Here is a 15,647-nt window from a genome sequence, read left to right as displayed (position 1 = left end):
GCCTGGCGCCGGCGCGCGCCGGCCCTAGGCCGCCAGCGTGACGTCGCGCACGATGGCCTGCACGATGCGCGCGACGCTGGACGGCAGCTCGCGGCCCAGCATGGTCTGGATATGGAAATGCCGCTGGTGCAGGTCGGTGTTGGTCAGCGGGACGGCGACCAGTTCCTTGCGCTGGATGCCCGCCAGCACCGTCAGCCGGCTGCCGAAGATGATGGCGCCGTAGTTGCGGCTCAGGTTCTGCAAGGCGCCCATGTTGTTGCTGGTCATCACCACATTCAGGTCGATGCCTTCGTGCATGCAGCACAGGTCGACGATGAAGCGTATGGTGCTGCCATGGCCCATCAGGGCCACCGGATAGTCCGCGACTTCCTGCATGGATACAGTGCCGCGCCGCGCCAGCGGATGATCCGGCGCCATCACCGCGCATACCGGCAGGATGCCGACGTGCTGGATCTGCACGCCTTCCGGCGCCGACAGGCTATAGCTCACGCCGATGTCGTCCTTGCCCTCGCGCACCCGCCGGTTGATTTCCTCCGACTGCAGGATGTTCAGCTCAAAATGCACGCTGGGCTCGGTCTTGCGGAACTCGCCGATCAGGCGCGGCAGCAGTTCGCGGCCGAAGGCCTGGTTCGCGGAAATCTTCACCAGGCGCTGGCCGACCTGGCTCAGGTCGCGCACGTCCGAACGGGCCCGTTCGGCATCCATGTGGGCGCGCCGTGCGTAGCTGGCCAGCAGCTGTCCGGATTCCGTCAGCACCATGCCGCGCGCATGGCGGTCGAACAGCACCGTGTCGTACTCGGCTTCCAGCTTGCGGATCATGCGGCTGACCGCCGACGGCGCCACGTGCAGCGCCTGCGCGGCGACCGTCAGGGATCCGTTGTTGACGACTTCCAGGAAATACTTGAGTGCGGTGTTCAGCATGGGCGATGCGGCAGTCCGACGCGGCGGCGGCTGCCACTATGGCAAAAAAGCCCGCCGCTCGCCATCCGGCTCATCCCGATGCCGGATGCGGGCCCAGGTCCAGGCTGGCGAACAGGTCGGCCAGCGTCGGCACGGAGCGCGCGGGCCAGATGGCGCTCAGGTCGAAACTGGGCAGCTCCTGGCCATCGGCCACTTCGCAGAAGCGCACGCCGCGGAAATCCAGCGACCGTATCCAGCTGGGCAGCAGGCCCACGCCGCAGCCGCCGGCCACGCAGGCCAGCACCGTCAGGGTGCGGTTGGCTTCCTGCGCCACCCAAGGTTCGTGGCCGGCCTTGCGCATGGCGTCCAGGATGGATTCGTACAGGACGGGCAGCTGCGTGCGCGGAAACAGCACCAGGCCGGCGGCGGCGATCTGCGCCAGCCTGACCGTGCCGTCCGCGGCGACGGGGAATTCGTCGGGCACGGCGGCCACCAGGCGATCGCGCAGCAGCTGGCGCTCGCGCATGCGGCCGCCCACCGCCACCGGCGTATGCATCAGGCCGATGTCGATCTCCCCGTTCTGCAGGGCCTGCGCCTGTTCGGCATTGCTCATTTCGCGCAGGATCACGCGCACGCCGGGCGCGCGTTCGCGCATCTGGCGCAGCGCGCGCGGCAAGGTGTCGAAGAGCGCCGACGACACCAGCCCCACCGTCAGCTGGCCGGCGCTGCCGCGGCCGATGTCGCGGGCGCGGGCGGCGGCGGCGTCGATGCGCGCGACGCTGGCGCGGACATCCTCCAGGATGGCGCGCGCGGCCGCGGTCGGTTCCGCGCCCCGGCGCGAGCGGTCGAACAGGCGCACGCCCAGTTCCTTTTCCATGCGGGCCAGGGCCTGGCTGAGCGCCGGTTGGGCCAGCCCCAGCCAGTCCGCCGCGCGGCTGACGCTGCCGTGGTCCACGACGGCCAGGAAATAGCGAAGGTGGCGGGTTTCCATGCGGCGGACTTCTATATCGAAACGATATATAAAAAAGAGGATGGACACATAGAAAACTATACCTGGCATTTCTAGAATGCGGCGCATTACGAGGCCCTTTCCGGCCGCGCCTGGGCGCGGGGAAGGGCGGCATCGAAATGCCTGGAGCCTGTCTTGCCTGTTGTCGCCGCACCCGCCGAAATCGCCATCGACACCCACGCCCATGTCTTCGTGCAGGGCCTGGGGCTGGCCGACGGGCGGCGCTACACCCCGGACTATGACGCGCGCCTGTCCGACTACCTGGCGCAGCTGGACGCCCACGGCCTGAGCCATGGCGTGCTGGTCCAGCCCAGCTTCCTCGGCACGGACAACGCCTACCTGCTGAGCGCGTTACGGCAGGCCGCCGGCCGGCTGCGCGGCGTCGTCGTGGTCGAGCCCGCTGTCTCGGACGATGCCTTGGGGGCGATGGCGGCCGCCGGCGTGGTCGGCATGCGGCTGAACCTGGTCGGACAAGCGCCGCCCGCGCTGGATGCATCGCCATGGCAGGGGCTGCTGGAGCGTGTCGCCGCGCTGGGCTGGCATGTGGAGGTGCACCTGCCTGCCGCGCGCCTGCCGGAGGTGATGCCACCCCTGCTGGCCGCCGGCTGCACGGTGGTGGTGGACCACTTCGGGCGGCCGGACCCGGCCGGGGGCATCGCCGATCCCGGCTTCCAATACCTGCTGCGGCAGGCCGGCAGCGGGCGCGTCTGGGTCAAGCTGTCGGGCGCCTATCGCAACTGGCCGGCCGGGCAGGAGGCGGCCGCGGGCCGCGATGCCGCGCGCCTTTTGCTGGATGCCTATACCGCGGGGCGGCTGGTCTGGGGCAGCGACTGGCCCCATACCGAGCATCGCCATATTTCGTATGCATCCACGCGGCAGTCGCTGGACCGCTGGATAGAAGATCCCGGGATCCGGCGCGCGATACTGGCCGATACGCCGGCGCGCCTGTTCCAGGTGGCTCGCTGACCGGGCAAGCCGGTCGTTCAACACCCGATATCACGGAGACAACCATGAAATCCGCATCCCTAGCCACTTTCGCGCGCCGCGCGTGCCGCTGGCTGGCCGCCTGCGCCATGACCGGCCTGGCGGCCGGCGCCGCCGCGGCCTATCCCGAGCGTCCGGTCACCCTGGTGGTGACCTATCCGCCCGGCGGCACCGTCGACCTGGTGGCGCGCCTGATCGGCCCGCGCCTGTCGGCGGTGCTGGGCCAGCCCGTCGTCATCGAGAACAAGGGTGGCGCCGGCGGCATGATAGGCGGCGCCTACGTCGCCAAGGCCGCGCCGGACGGCTATACCCTGATGCTGGACGCCTCCAATCACGGGCAGAATCCGGCGCTGCACAGCAAGATGATGTTCGATACGCTGCGCGATTTCGCGCCCGTGTCCCTGCTGCTGCGCGTGCCGAATATCCTGGTCGTCACGCCCTCGTACCAGGTCAGGACGGTCGCGGACCTGATCAGGCTGGCCACGCCCGCGGACGGTCCGCACGTGTACTACGCCTCGTCCGGGCCCGGCTCGGCCCAGCACCTGGCGGGCGAGCTGTTCAACTTCCTGGCCCATACGCATATGCAGCATGTGGCCTACAAGGGCGGCGGTCCCGCCATGGTCGACGTCATGTCCGGCCAGGTGCCGGTCATGTTCGCCAGCATGGGGTCGTCGTGGGCGCACGTGAAGAGCGGCAAGCTGCGCGCGGTGGCCTCCGGCGGGACGCAGCGCTCGGCCTCCGCGCCGGACCTGCCCACCATCGCGGAATCCGGCGTGCCGGGCTATGCCTCGTATGAATGGAACGCCGTGTTCGCGCCCGCCGGCACGCCGCCCGCCATCGTGGAGCAGCTATCCCAGGCGCTGGCCCAGGTGCTGAAGGATCCGCAGGTTTCCAAGCAACTGGTCGACATGGGCGCCGAACTGGTCGGCTCCACGCCCGCGGAGCTCGATACCTTCCGCCGCGCGGAAATCGACAAGTGGAAGAAGGTTGTCGAGGAAGCGCATCTGCAATTGGATTGACCGGCGGACTGGATCGCGGAAGGGTTGTCGAGAACTCGATGTGAAGCACGTCGACTTCCGGGGATGTTGTATTGTCCCGCTACGCCGGCATCCCCGCGAGGGCCGGCAGGGCCCGGTATCGGCCGATGCCGGCCGGCGGGAGACTCCATGGACCTGCGCCAACTCGAATACTTCGTCCACGTCGCCGAACTGGGCAGCTTCACCAAGGCCGCGGCCATCCTGGACGTGGCGCAGCCCGCGCTCAGCCGCCAGGTGCGCCGCCTGGAAATCGAACTGCGCCAGACCCTGCTTTACCGCAACGGGCGCGGCGTCAGTCCCACCGAGGCCGGCAAGCGGCTGCTGGCCCACGGGCGCGGCATCTTGCAGCAGTTCGACCGCGCCCGGCAGGAAGTAGAGGACGCGCGCGGGTCGCCGGTGGGGCGCGTGGTCGTCGGCGTGCCGCACTCCATCGGGCGCCTGCTGACGGCGCCTTTCGTCGCCGAGTTCCGTCGCGCGTTTCCGCGCGCCACGCTGTGCCTGACCGAGGGCCTGACCGTACATCTGCATGAATGGCTGCTGTCCGGGCGCATCGACGTCGCCATCCTGCACGATCCGATTCCCACGCCGGGGCTGGAATTCCTGCCGCTCAGCGAAGACCCGCTGTTCCTGATCGAGCGGCGCGCCAAGGGCCGCGCGCCGATGGGCGCATCCATTCCCGTCAAGGACCTGGCCGACGTTCCGCTGATCATTCCCAGCCGGCCCCATCCGCTGCGCATGCTGGTGGAGACCCGGCTGGCCAGCCTGGGCCGCAAGATCTCCGTCACGCTGGAGATCGACGCCGTGGGCGCCATCGTCGACCTGGTCACGCAGGGCTACGGCCATGCCATCGTCACGCAGAACGCCTTGCTGATCACCGGCGACGCGGCCAAGCTCAGCGCCCGGCGCATCGTGTCGCCGCGCATGACCAGCACGCTGGCGCTGGCGACGTCGGCCGAGCGGCCGGAGACGGCGCTGGGCCGCCAGACCGCGCAGCTCATCGCCGATTTCACTCCCAGGGCGTTGGCGCAGGCGGCGCGCCGGGCGGCGGGCAAACGCTGAGCGCGGCCAGCATAGCGGGCACCTGCCTGACCGGGCGGCAGCTATTCATTCCAGGAATATCAGCTAGATCGGAAATGCCGTTCCGCTCTTGCTGCCCCGGGTCTATAGTCACTTTTCTATACATTTGACCGGCGTGGCAGGAGAGCGGTTTGTTGATCACCGATACCCAGGTGCACTTGTGGGAGGCGCATCGTCCGGACCGGCCCTGGCCGGCGGAGGAAGTCGAGCGCAAGGTCTTCGTGGCCGTCGAAGGCGCGCGTCCGCATCGGGAAGAACCCCTGGGCGCGGAAGAATTCCTGGCGACCATGGATGCCGCGGGGGTGCAACGCGCCATCATCGTCCCGCCTTCGCCCGTGGGGGACGGCAACGAGACCGCGCTGGAAGCCGCCGCGCGGTATCCGAAGCGGCTGGCCATCATGGGTCGTTTCAACCCGGAAGCGCCAGACGCCCGCGAGCGCCTGGATCGCTGGCTGGCGCAGCCCAATATGCTGGGTATCCGCCTGACCTTCCACAAACCCAAGTGGAGCGGCTGGCTGGAGCCGGGCGGCATGGACTGGTTCTGGGCCGCCTGCGAGCGCCTGGACATCCCGCTGATGGTCTTCGTGCCCGGCCACGTCGACAAAATCCCCTACCTGGCACAACGCCACCCGGGCCTGCGGCTGATCCTGGACCACATGGCCCGCCGCAGCAACCTGCGCGATGACGCCGCCTTCGCCGACCTGGACGAGCTGCTGGCGCTGGCCCGCTTTCCCAATATTTCGGTCAAGGCCTCGGCCGCGCCCTGTTATTCCAACGAGCCTTATCCCTTCGCCAATCTGAACCCCTATCTGCGGCGCATCTTCGAGGCCTTCGGCCCCCAGCGCACGATGTGGGGTTCCGATTACACGCGCCTGCCGTGCAGCTACCAGGAATGCGTCGACCATTTCCGCGTCGCGCTGGATTTCCTGGACGACGACAGCCGCGCATGGGTGATGGGCAAGGCCGCGGCGCGGATCCTGCGCTGGCCCGAATCCGCTTTTGACGACGACGCCTGACGTCACGGGAGCCGTGGGCTCCCTTTTTTTTACCCAAGCCGTCCCCGGGCGCCAACGCGCATCGCGGGCGATGCGAAGGCGCTTTTTTCAATAATGAGAGACCAGACATGATATCCGCACGATTCCGCACGCCGGCCTGGCTGCTGGCGGCCACGCTTGCCGTCGCCAGCATCGCTCCGCTGGGAGCCGCCCACGCCCAGGCCAGCTATCCCGACAAGCCGATCAGGATGATCGTGCCTTTCCCGCCGGGCGGCGCGGTCGACATCCTGGGCCGCCTGGTGGCGCAGCATATCGGCCAGCAGATGAACCAGTCCATCGTGGTGGAGAACCGCTCCGGCGCCAATGGCAGCGTGGGCAATGAAGCGGCCGCCAAGGCCGCGCCCGACGGCTACACCATCCTGCTGGGCGCCAACGGCCTGGCCACCAATGTGGCGCTGTATCCCAAGCGGCCGTTCTCCGAGCTGAAGTCGCTGACGCCCATCGCCTACGTGGGTTCGTCGCCCCTGATCATGATGGTGCCGGCCGATTCCCCGGCCAAGTCGCTGAAGGACATCGTCGACACGGCCAAGGCCGACCCGGGCAAGATCAGCTATGCCTCCGCCGGTCCCGGCAGCTCGGCCCACCTGGGTTCGGAGCTGCTGAAGTACGTCACCAAGACCAATATGCTGCACGTGCCCTACAAGGGCGGCGCGCCGGCCATCGTCGACCTGACCGCCGGACGCGTGAATTTCATGCTGCTCGATCCGGTGCAGGGCCTGTCGCAACTGCAGTCCGGCCGCTTGCGCGGCTTGGTGGTGGCCAGCAAGGATAGGCTGGCGCTGCTGCCCGACGTGCCCTCGGCCGCCGAGGCCGGTTTCCCCGATTTCGAGGCCAGCGTGTGGTGGGGCTTCATGGCGCCCAAGGGCACGCCGCCCGGGATCGTCAACCGCCTTAATGCGGAAATCAACAAGGCGCTGACCAGCCCGGATGCCCGGAAGGTCCTGGCCGGCATGGGCGTCACCACCCGGCCCGGCACGCCGGAGGATTTCGCCAAGTACCTGGATGCCGAGGCCGCGAAGTGGGCCACGGTCATCAAGTCGGCCAATATCACGGCGGACTGACGGCCCGCCGCGGCCTTATTCCGAACGGATGCCGGCTGTGTCGATCAGCTTCTTCCACTTGGCGACTTCCGCCTTCTGGAAGGCCGCCAGTTGCTGGGAGTCCATGCCGCTGCCGTCGATGGCCATGTCGTCGAACTTCTTGCGGACGTCGGGTTCCTTCAGGATTTTCAGGATCTCGGTGCTGAGCCTGTCGACGATGGGCCTGGGCGTGCCGGCGGGCGCGAACACGGCCTGCCAGGATACGACCTCGTAGTCCTTCAGGCCGAGTTCCTGCATGGTCGGGACATCGGGCAGGTGCGGATCGCGCTTGGCCGAGGTCACGGCCAGGGCGCGCAGCTTGCCCGATTGGATCAGGGGCAGGGCGGGCGGGATGTTATCGAAGGCCATGGACAGCTGGCCGCCCAGCAGCGCCTGCAGCACGGGCGCGCTGCCCTTGAACGGCACGTGCATGATATCGACCTTGGCGGTGGCCTTGAACAACTCGCCGGACAGGTTCTGCGAGGTGCCGTTGCCCGAGGACCCGTAGCTGAGCGCGCCCGGCTTGGCCTTGGCCGCGGCCAGGACATCGGCCACGCTGCGCAGCGGGCTGTCCTCCTTGACGAGCAGGACGTTGCCCAGCTTGCCGGTCAGCGCCACGGGCACGAAGTCCTTGACCATGTCGTAGGGCATGTTCTTGTACAGGCTGCCATTGATGGAATGCGAGCTGATGGTGCCGCCCACCAGGGTGTAGCCGTCGGGTTTGGCCTTGGCGACGAAATCCGAGCCGATGTTGCCGCCCGCCCCCGGACGGTTTTCCACGACGACGGTGGTGCCCAGCGCGGGTCCCAGCTTGCTGGCGACCAGGCGGCCGATGATATCGGTGGCGCCGCCCGGCGCGAAGGGGACGACATAGGTGATCGGTTTGCCGGCGGGCCATGCGTCATCGGCATGCGCGGCCGTGGCGATGCCCAGGGCGCAAAGGGCCGACACGGCGAGTCGGGTGGCAGCGTGCATGATGTCTCCTCATGGGGGTGTGGTTATAGGTGTTGCACCGCCATAGCATATACCGCCCCGTGGTCACCAACGGTACTGGTATCCGGCCAGCATGGCGCGCGAGCGCGAGACCCGCCCGCCCCGGCCGGCTTCGGCCTCGGCATAGAGAAAATGCCGGCGGCCCATTCGTGCTTCCACCCCCGCGCCCACGTCGACGCGGTTGCCGGACAGGTCCGTGCGCAGGGCCGTGCCATCGGCATCGATGGTGCCGCGGTTGCCGTATTCCCGTGTCCAGGTCAATTTGAGGTAGGGCGTCGCGGTATTGCCCTTGCCGGATTGCCAGTCGCGCCCCGCGCGGATGCCGGCCCGCGTATGCAGTGCGTGCCCGCCGCGGTCGTGTACCGCCGTGCCGTCGTCCAGCGTATAGCGCGCGCCGCCTACCCGGAAATAACCCAGGCCCACGGCGGGCTCCAGGAACCATCCGCGCGCCAGCGCCAGGCGCTGGCCCGCCGTCAGCGCGATGCCGGCCCCGGGCTGGTGGAAGCGGCCCGTCGCGGTCTCGTCCAGGCCCTGGCCGTGCGCCTGTACCGTATTGCGGAAGCGGCCGCCGGATGCCGCGACGCCGGCATATGCGCCGTTATCCAGCCGTAGCAGCGCATAGGCGCCGAAGAGCACCGCGGACGATCTGCCCTTGCCGTCGTCGAAGCGGCGGTGCGCGTCGACCTGGCTGATGGTGGCGCCCAGGTACCAGCGGCCCGCCGCGACGGCCACGGCGCGATCGGCGCCCAGGGTGTAGCCGGACAAGGACTCCGTGTAGCGGCTGCCGGCGGCCTGGCGCAGGTGCTGGCGGGTATCGATACCGCGTACCCAGACGCCGGCGCCCCACGGGTCCGGCAGGTCCGGTGCCGTGCCTGTCCGCGCACCGCTCGCGCGCAGCGCGTGGCCCCGATCGTCGACCGGGCGCAGCGCCGCATTCCAGATCGCGCCGGCGGACGCGAGACCGCTGTTGTTGACCAGGGCTGCCTGGACCGCGCGCGGCAGCGGCATCGCTTGCATGGCGCCGCGGTCCGGGGGATAGGGGGTGGCGTCCTGCGCGCCGGTATCGGCATCGGCATCGGCGTCGAACGCGGCGATGCCTGGCGGCGTATCCCCCGCGCCGTCGTCATTGCCGCCCCGGTCGGCGCCGCCATCGGCGTTGCCGCCGGCGTCGCCGAGGGCGCCTGGCCGGTCATCGCTGGCGCCGCCTGCATCGGCGCCTCGGCTGCCACCGCCATAGCCACTACCTCCGCCACCGCCACCGCCACCGCCACCGCCACCGCCACCGCCTCCGCCACCGCCACCGCCACCGCCACCGCCTCCACCATCGCCGCCACCGCCTCCGCCATGGCCTCGCGGGTCACCGGCCTGGGCCGGCCTTTCCAGCGCCCAGACGATACCCTGGTCCGTTTGCGTCCGGTTCAGGGTATAGCGCTGCCCTTGGACGTCCACGGCCTGGCCGGCATTTTCAAGCACGAAAGTGGCGTTGCCGCGGCGTGCCCTGACGAGGGGGACGGCGCGCGGACCAGGGCCTTCTCCCGCCTGGGACAGGTCGGTGATCAGCACCGCATAGGAGCCATTGGCGGCGCGGCCCACGTCGAGCCGGTCGGCCAGGCCGCGGGCCAGGTGCGAGCGCATTTCCAGGCGGCCCTGGCCGCGCAGCCTTTCACGGACCGTCAATGTGTGGAAACGCGGGGGCGGTAGGGGCACGCCGCCGGCGGCCGCGCCGCGCGCCTGTGCGAAGCGCAGCGTGCCGCGGTCGTACATCGTCATGCTGTCCACGGTGGAGTCCCCATCCATGGCCCAGGTGCTGCGGCTGCCCAGGTGCACCTTGCCCCCGATTCCCGTGTGGCCCTGCCATATCGAGCCGTTGGCCAGGGCGATATGGGCCCGGGCTTGCGGGATGCCGCGCACCGCGCCTTCGGCCCGCGTGTCGTCCAGCTTGAGCATGACGTAGTAGGGGCGGCCGGGGCGCGCGGGGTCGGCGGCCTCGTGGTGGACCACGTCGAGCAGCGTATGGGCCGCGCTGCGGACATCGGCCTTGGCCAACTGGAACAGGGCGCCTTCGTAGCGGCCCGCCGCCTGCGGCGCATACGCCCAGGCACGCAGCGCCGCCCCGTGGCTGCCGATCAGGGCGCGCGTCTCCTTGCCCCGCAGCGTGAACCGGCCTGCCGCGTTGCCGACGGTATAGGCGGTATCGGGTCCGGTCGTCAGCGAGACATCGCGCAGATGGACGACGGCCCGCCGCACCTCCACGGCGGGAGAACGCGGACCCTGCATTTGCACGAAGCCGCGCGAGATCCGCAACACGGTGTCGCTATCGCCGCATTTGCCGGCATTCGCGTCCACCCGGCAAGGCGACCTGCCGATGGCGAGCAGGCCAAGGCTGTCCGCGCCATTGCCGTACAGCCACATGTCCGTACCCGTCAGCCTGGCGTTGCCGCGCGCCAGGATGCCGGTGCTGGAATGGCCGTACAGGATGGCCCGCAGGCCGTCGAAGCCGGCCTTGACGTTGCCCGCCGTATAGAGCGCGGTATTGCGCGAGCCGTGGCCGAAGATCCATACCATGGCCTCGCTGCCGGACCCCGCTGCTGCGGCGGCGTCCCGCGATGGCGCCGGGCGCCCCATATGGATGCGGCCGGCCGTGCCGGCGGCGTGCAGGCCATGGGATCCCGTGCCGTGCAGCGAGATCGTGCCACTGGCCACATGCAGGTCGCCTTGGTCCGCCCTGATCCAGCCGGGCAGGTCGTCGCTGGGGTCGTCGAAATTCGCGATACCGTGGGCTCCCTCGCCGCGGGTGGTAATGCTGGCGCCGGTGACGGACAGGCGCGGTGCCCCGCTGAAATACAGGCCATGGGCGCCGTCGCCGGCCGTATCGATGGCCGTGCCCGGAAGATCCGCCTGGCCGTAGCGCAGCGCCTGCACGCCGTGCCGGCCATCGCCCTGGGTGCGCACCGGCCCGCGTACCCGGGTCTTGCGATCGGGGTCGCCGTTGGTGGCTTCTATCGTGCGGTCGGACCAGCCGTAGTCGGCGGCGTAGCCCTGGGCGCGCACGTCGCAGTACGGTTGCAGCAGCAGTCCCAGCGCCGCGGCGCCGCGCGCGATGCCGCCTTTCCAAGGCGGGGGTTCACCGGGCTGCCGGCGGCCGCGGGGCGCCGTGCGCGGCGGGCGGCGGGCGGCGTTCGTGCAGCATGTGCGGGCCTTGCCGGCCCCTGCGTGGCGATGTCCATGAGAATCCAGGCGGGCCATGATGGCGAGCTCCTTCGGTATCTGCGCTACGTGGGACATGGCCGGGCTGGGCGCCGGGCCTGTGAAGACATCCGGCCGCGGTCGTCCTGGTGGCGGACGACCGCGGCCGGCGGCGGGAACGACAGGCGATATGTACGCGCCGTGCGGTTTGTGTTCCGCCCGCGCTACCAGCGGTACTGGAAGCCCGCCGTTACCATGCGGGACTGTTCGAAGCGCCGGCCCTTGGCGTAGCCGATGTCGACGTACACGCTGTGTCCCTTGCCCAGCCGCGCCTCGACACCGGCGCCGGCCTCCACGCGGCTGCCGCCCAGGTCGGCCGCCAGGGATGCGCCGTCCACGCTGACGCGGTTGCGATTGCCCGCTTCATACGCATAGCCGGCGCGCAGATACGGCGTGACGGTGCCGCCGTTGCCGGTGTCGAACACGCGGCCCACGCGCGCCCCCGTACGCCATTGCAGCGAATGGCCGCCGCGGTCGCGCACCGAGGTGCCGTCGTCCAGCCGGTAGCGCGCCCCACCGACGCGCAGGTAGTCCACGCCCACATGCGGCTCGACGAACCATGCGGGCGGCAGCACGATACGTTTGCCTGCCTCCAGGGACGCGCCCGCGCCCTTGTTGCGGAATGCGCCGGCCACGTTCGCGTCATCGCCGCGCTTGCCATGCATGCGGTGCCGGTAGCGGCCCGCCGTGACCATGGCGCTGGCATAGCCGCCGTGCGACCCCAGGAACGTGGCATAGCCGCCGATATGCGTGCCATGGGTATCGCCTTTGCCATCGTCGAAATCGCGCCGGGCGTGGATGCGCGCGGCCAGCAGGCCGATGTGCCAGCGCCCGGCCGCCACGTCGATGGCGCGGTCGATGCCGGCGACGAAACCCTGCAGATGCTGGCGGTATGGGCCGGCCAGCGGGTTGTCGATTTTCTGGCGCGCGTCGGCGGCATCGATCCAGACGCCGGTGCCCGCCGCATCGAGCGCAAGGATGCCGCCTGGCGGCGCCCCGCCCCCGCCGTCGCGCAGCGCGCGCAGGCGGCGGCCGACCGCGTCCCGTTGCGCGTTCCAGATCGCCTGGCCGGCCGCCAGGCCGGCATTGTTGACGACGATCCGGGCAGCGGGCGACAGGACGATGGGAGGTGGTGGCGCGGCCAGCTGCGTGGCCGGTGACGTTTCAGCTTCCTGCTCGTCCGGGTTTTCTTCCGGGTTTTCTTCCGGCTTGCTGTCTTCCAGGCTGCCTTCTTCTTTTCCTTTTTCGCCCGCGCCTTCGCTTTCTCCCTCTTCTTCGTTGTCCGCCCCTGCCTTATCGGCCCCCTGGTTGGCCGGACCTTCGCCACCCGTCTCGTCCTTGCCTGCTTCGTCGTCGGCTTGTCCTTCGAGCGCTTTGTGCGTGCCCCCTTCCTCGTCTCCAGCCCCTGTCTTCCTGCGGAGCTTGTCCTTCAACCGGTCGTTGTCCCGCGCTTTGTTGTGGTCCGGCTGCGTGTCCCCGTCCGTGTCGTGTGCCGTCTTGACATCGTTGCCGTCGTTGCCGTCGTCGCCGGTACCGCAAGGCGCCTGTGTGCAGCCGGGTGGATGAGGATGGTCGGGTGTCGGCGGCCGGGGGCCGCCCGGTGGCGGCACCGTGTCACGTTCGGTCTTCCTTTCCGGTCCCCCATGCCGCGGCGGCGGGCCTTCCGATGGGGGACCGGCCGTGCCGCCAGGTGGCTGCGGCGATATGGCGTCGACGGTGCCTTGATAGCCGGCCGGCATTTCCGCGATGACGATGGGCTGGCCGGATTCCGGCGGTGGCAGGTGCATCACGCTCCTGCGTATCTCCGCCGGCATCTCGGCGATGACGACGGGGCTATCGGGCCCCGGCGGTGGCAGGTGCATCACGCTCCTGCGTATCTCCGCGGGCATTTCGGCGATGACGACGGGCCTGTCGGGCCCCGGCGGTGGCAGGTGCATTACGCTCCTGCGTATCTCCGCCGGCATTTCGGCGATGACGACGGGCTGGTCGGGCCCCGGCGGGGGCAGGTGCATCACGCTCCTGTGCGTCTCCGGCGGCGCTTCGGCGATCACGACGGGCTGGTCCGGCCGTGGCGGTGGCAGGTGCATTACGACCCGCGGGATTTCCTGGGGCGTTTCGGTGATGCCCACGGGCTGGTCATTACCGGCCGGCGCGTCGATGGACGCGCTGTAGACGCCCGCCGGTATTTCGGCGATGACCCGATCCCCCCGGGCCGGCGGCAGATCCAGCGTGGCATGGCCGCGTACGAAGGGCGCGCCTTCGGGAACCAGCCAAACGCTGACGGAAGGATCGTCGGGCGCCGTCTCCTTGTGCAGCTCGAAGGGCTGTTGCCCCAGGTAGACACGTTTGGCGCGATTGGGCAGCGTATAGTTGGCCGGACCGCCCTGGCCGGCATGGAACAGTTCGATGGACGTCACGGGCTCGCCGGTCTTGCCCGTGTCCCGGACGGCGACCGTGATATCGCCATGCACGCTGCCATCGACCACCACCATATCGCTTTCGCCGCGCGCGACATCGGCACGCATGCGGATCTCGCCCTTGCCCCGGATATCCTTCAACACGTGCAGGCGATGAAAACGGGACTCCCGCGTGTCGGGCGTGGGCCGGGAATACGGTTCCTCCGCGACCAATACGTCGGCCTGCTTTTCCGCCGTACCGGGCCGGTCGCGTTCGCGCCGCGCCACGTGGCGCCCGGGCACGTCCTGGAACACGATGGCGCCCGTGTCCAGGGAGACGTCGTCGACGGTGGAATGCGCATCCATCTGCCATCCACTTTGCCCGTCCACCGTGACGGTGCCGGCGATGTCGGTACTGCCGCGCCAGCTCGAGGCCTGGCGCAGCGCGATATCGACGCGGGGCGCCTGGGGGCTGCCGCTCCAGATCCGGCCCTGCGCATCGCTGTCCCGCAGCGACATGTCCACGCGGGCGGGCAGCGCCGGCCCGCTGTCCCCGCGATCGCGGCCTACCTCCAGCAGGCTTTCGGATTCGCTGCGGACCGATACATTGCGCAGGTCGAAGGCCGCCGTTTCGCGATCGCTGGAGGTCCACGCCGCCAGCGCCGATCCCTGCGCGCGCAAGGATGCCCGCGTGCGCTGGCCTTCCATGCGGAACAGGCCGGCTTCGTTGCCGACCGCGAAGCGCGCGCCCTCGGCGGTGGCGATGGATACGTCCCGCAGGGCGACCTGGGCGCGCACCAGCTCCACCGCCGGCGCATCGCGTCCGCTCATGACGATATGGCCCTGCGCCAGGTTGACCGAAGTGGGAACCGGGCAGCTGCCCGCATCGCCGCGGCGCGCCGGGCCGCCGCGCACCCGCAGGCCGAAACTGCCGGGCCCGGACGCCGCGATCCCGACGTTCTTGCCATCCACGCGCGCCTGCGGCCCCACGGACATGCCGACCGCGCCGGCGTTGCGCAGGTCCATGCCCACGCCGTTCATCTCCAGCCGGCGCTGGCCCTGGATGGCCACGCCGACGTTCCGTTCACCCCAGGCCTGGATGCGCAGGTCGGGATCATGGGCGCTGGCCGGCCGCGTATAGCCCATGGCCCAGAGTGTGGCGTTCCCGGCATCGCGCAAGGGCCGGCCCAGCGTGGCGACCGGCGATGTGGTTTCCACGCCGACGCTGTCGGGGCCGTGCAGCGTAATCGTCCCCTGCCGCAACGCCAGCGTGGATGCTGGCTGGTCCCCGGGCCGCGCGCCGGCCTGGCCCGCCGCCCGTGCGCCGGGCGGCGGCGCGGCGCGATCCGGCGCGGCGGGCAAATGGCCGCGGAAACCCTGTACGCCGTGGGCCCGCGCGCCGCGCGTCACGATATCCACGTCATGCATCGTCACGCGGGCCGTGCCGCCGTAGTAGACCGCATAGGCATCGTCCCCAGCGGTGGAGATCGCGCCGCTGAGCAGTGCCGCGCCGGGTTCCAGCGCGAGAACGCCGTGTTCCCGGTGGCCCTGCGTAACGACGGGGCCGCGTACGCGCATCATGTCTTGCGGCTTGCCATCGGTCGCATGCACCGTGGCGCGGGAAGCGCCGTGATCCCGGATATCGCCATCGGCATGGGCAGGGGTGGCGATCAGGCTGAAGGAGGTCGCGCCATACAGCGCACGCAGGAACCAGGGAGTCGTGCCTCGCGGAGAGACCGGATTTCCGCCGGGTGGGCGGATGCGCTGAAACATCGGGGGAGGATGGGACGATGGCGGGGATGCAGGGTGTTGCGGGTAAGACATACTGCTCCTTTAGCGCTGGGGTGGGACAACTCGGGTGCTGCGTACTC

The 15,647-nt window shown here is 69.8% G+C and carries 10 protein-coding genes; 5 read left to right on the top strand and 5 right to left on the bottom strand.

The window, feature by feature from the left end; genetic code table 11:
* Positions 1-24: 24 nt before the first annotated feature.
* Together BAU06_RS21345 and BAU06_RS21340 are read right to left on the bottom strand one after the other, a co-directional pair.
* Positions 25-921, bottom strand: a complete 897-nt coding sequence (locus BAU06_RS21345) for a LysR family transcriptional regulator (protein ID WP_066355146.1) — start codon at positions 919-921, stop codon at positions 25-27.
* A gap of 70 nt (positions 922-991) precedes the next feature.
* Positions 992-1,891, bottom strand: coding sequence for a LysR family transcriptional regulator (locus BAU06_RS21340; protein ID WP_066355143.1), 900 nt, complete (start codon positions 1,889-1,891; stop codon positions 992-994).
* Positions 1,892-2,044: 153 nt separating this feature from the next.
* Here BAU06_RS21340 and BAU06_RS21335 point away from each other — a divergent pair, with 153 nt between their 5' ends.
* The 5 genes from BAU06_RS21335 (at position 2,045) to BAU06_RS21315 (ending at position 7,123) form a co-directional block, all read left to right on the top strand.
* Complete coding sequence (locus BAU06_RS21335) at positions 2,045-2,875, top strand: amidohydrolase family protein (protein WP_066355134.1); 831 nt, start codon at positions 2,045-2,047, stop codon at positions 2,873-2,875.
* Between the two features lie 44 nt (positions 2,876-2,919).
* Positions 2,920-3,912: a tripartite tricarboxylate transporter substrate binding protein gene (locus tag BAU06_RS21330; protein ID WP_066355123.1), complete on the top strand. Its 993-nt coding sequence runs from the start codon at positions 2,920-2,922 to the stop codon at positions 3,910-3,912.
* Between the two features lie 147 nt (positions 3,913-4,059).
* On the top strand, positions 4,060-4,989 hold the full coding sequence (locus tag BAU06_RS21325) for a LysR family transcriptional regulator (RefSeq protein WP_066355112.1): 930 nt from the start codon (positions 4,060-4,062) through the stop codon (positions 4,987-4,989).
* 149 nt (positions 4,990-5,138) lie between these two features.
* Positions 5,139-6,023 carry an amidohydrolase family protein gene (locus BAU06_RS21320; RefSeq protein WP_066355109.1) on the top strand — a complete coding sequence of 295 codons (885 nt, stop codon included), beginning with the start codon at positions 5,139-5,141 and terminating at the stop codon, positions 6,021-6,023.
* Between the two features lie 107 nt (positions 6,024-6,130).
* Positions 6,131-7,123 (top strand): Bug family tripartite tricarboxylate transporter substrate binding protein, encoded by a 993-nt coding sequence (locus BAU06_RS21315; protein ID WP_066355106.1) that lies wholly within the window; start codon positions 6,131-6,133, stop codon positions 7,121-7,123.
* A 15-nt stretch (positions 7,124-7,138) separates the two neighbouring features.
* Here the strand turns inward: BAU06_RS21315 and BAU06_RS21310 are convergent, their stop codons facing one another.
* The 3 genes from BAU06_RS21310 to BAU06_RS21300 form a co-directional block, all read right to left on the bottom strand.
* Positions 7,139-8,116, bottom strand: a complete 978-nt coding sequence (locus BAU06_RS21310) for a Bug family tripartite tricarboxylate transporter substrate binding protein (protein ID WP_066355104.1) — start codon at positions 8,114-8,116, stop codon at positions 7,139-7,141.
* Between the two features lie 63 nt (positions 8,117-8,179).
* Positions 8,180-11,419, bottom strand: a complete 3,240-nt coding sequence (locus tag BAU06_RS21305; RefSeq protein ID WP_082993773.1) for an autotransporter outer membrane beta-barrel domain-containing protein — start codon at positions 11,417-11,419, stop codon at positions 8,180-8,182.
* 125 nt (positions 11,420-11,544) lie between these two features.
* Positions 11,545-15,549 carry an autotransporter outer membrane beta-barrel domain-containing protein gene (locus BAU06_RS21300; protein WP_066355095.1) on the bottom strand — a complete coding sequence of 1,335 codons (4,005 nt, stop codon included), beginning with the start codon at positions 15,547-15,549 and terminating at the stop codon, positions 11,545-11,547.
* Positions 15,550-15,647: the final 98 nt, after the last annotated feature.

It is taken from the genome of Bordetella bronchialis, assembly GCF_001676705.1.
GTDB classification, from domain to species: Bacteria; Pseudomonadota; Gammaproteobacteria; order Burkholderiales; family Burkholderiaceae_B; genus Bordetella_C; species Bordetella_C bronchialis.
Note: the sequence above shows the minus strand (reverse complement) of the source record. Positions and strands in the feature narration are given on the sequence as shown.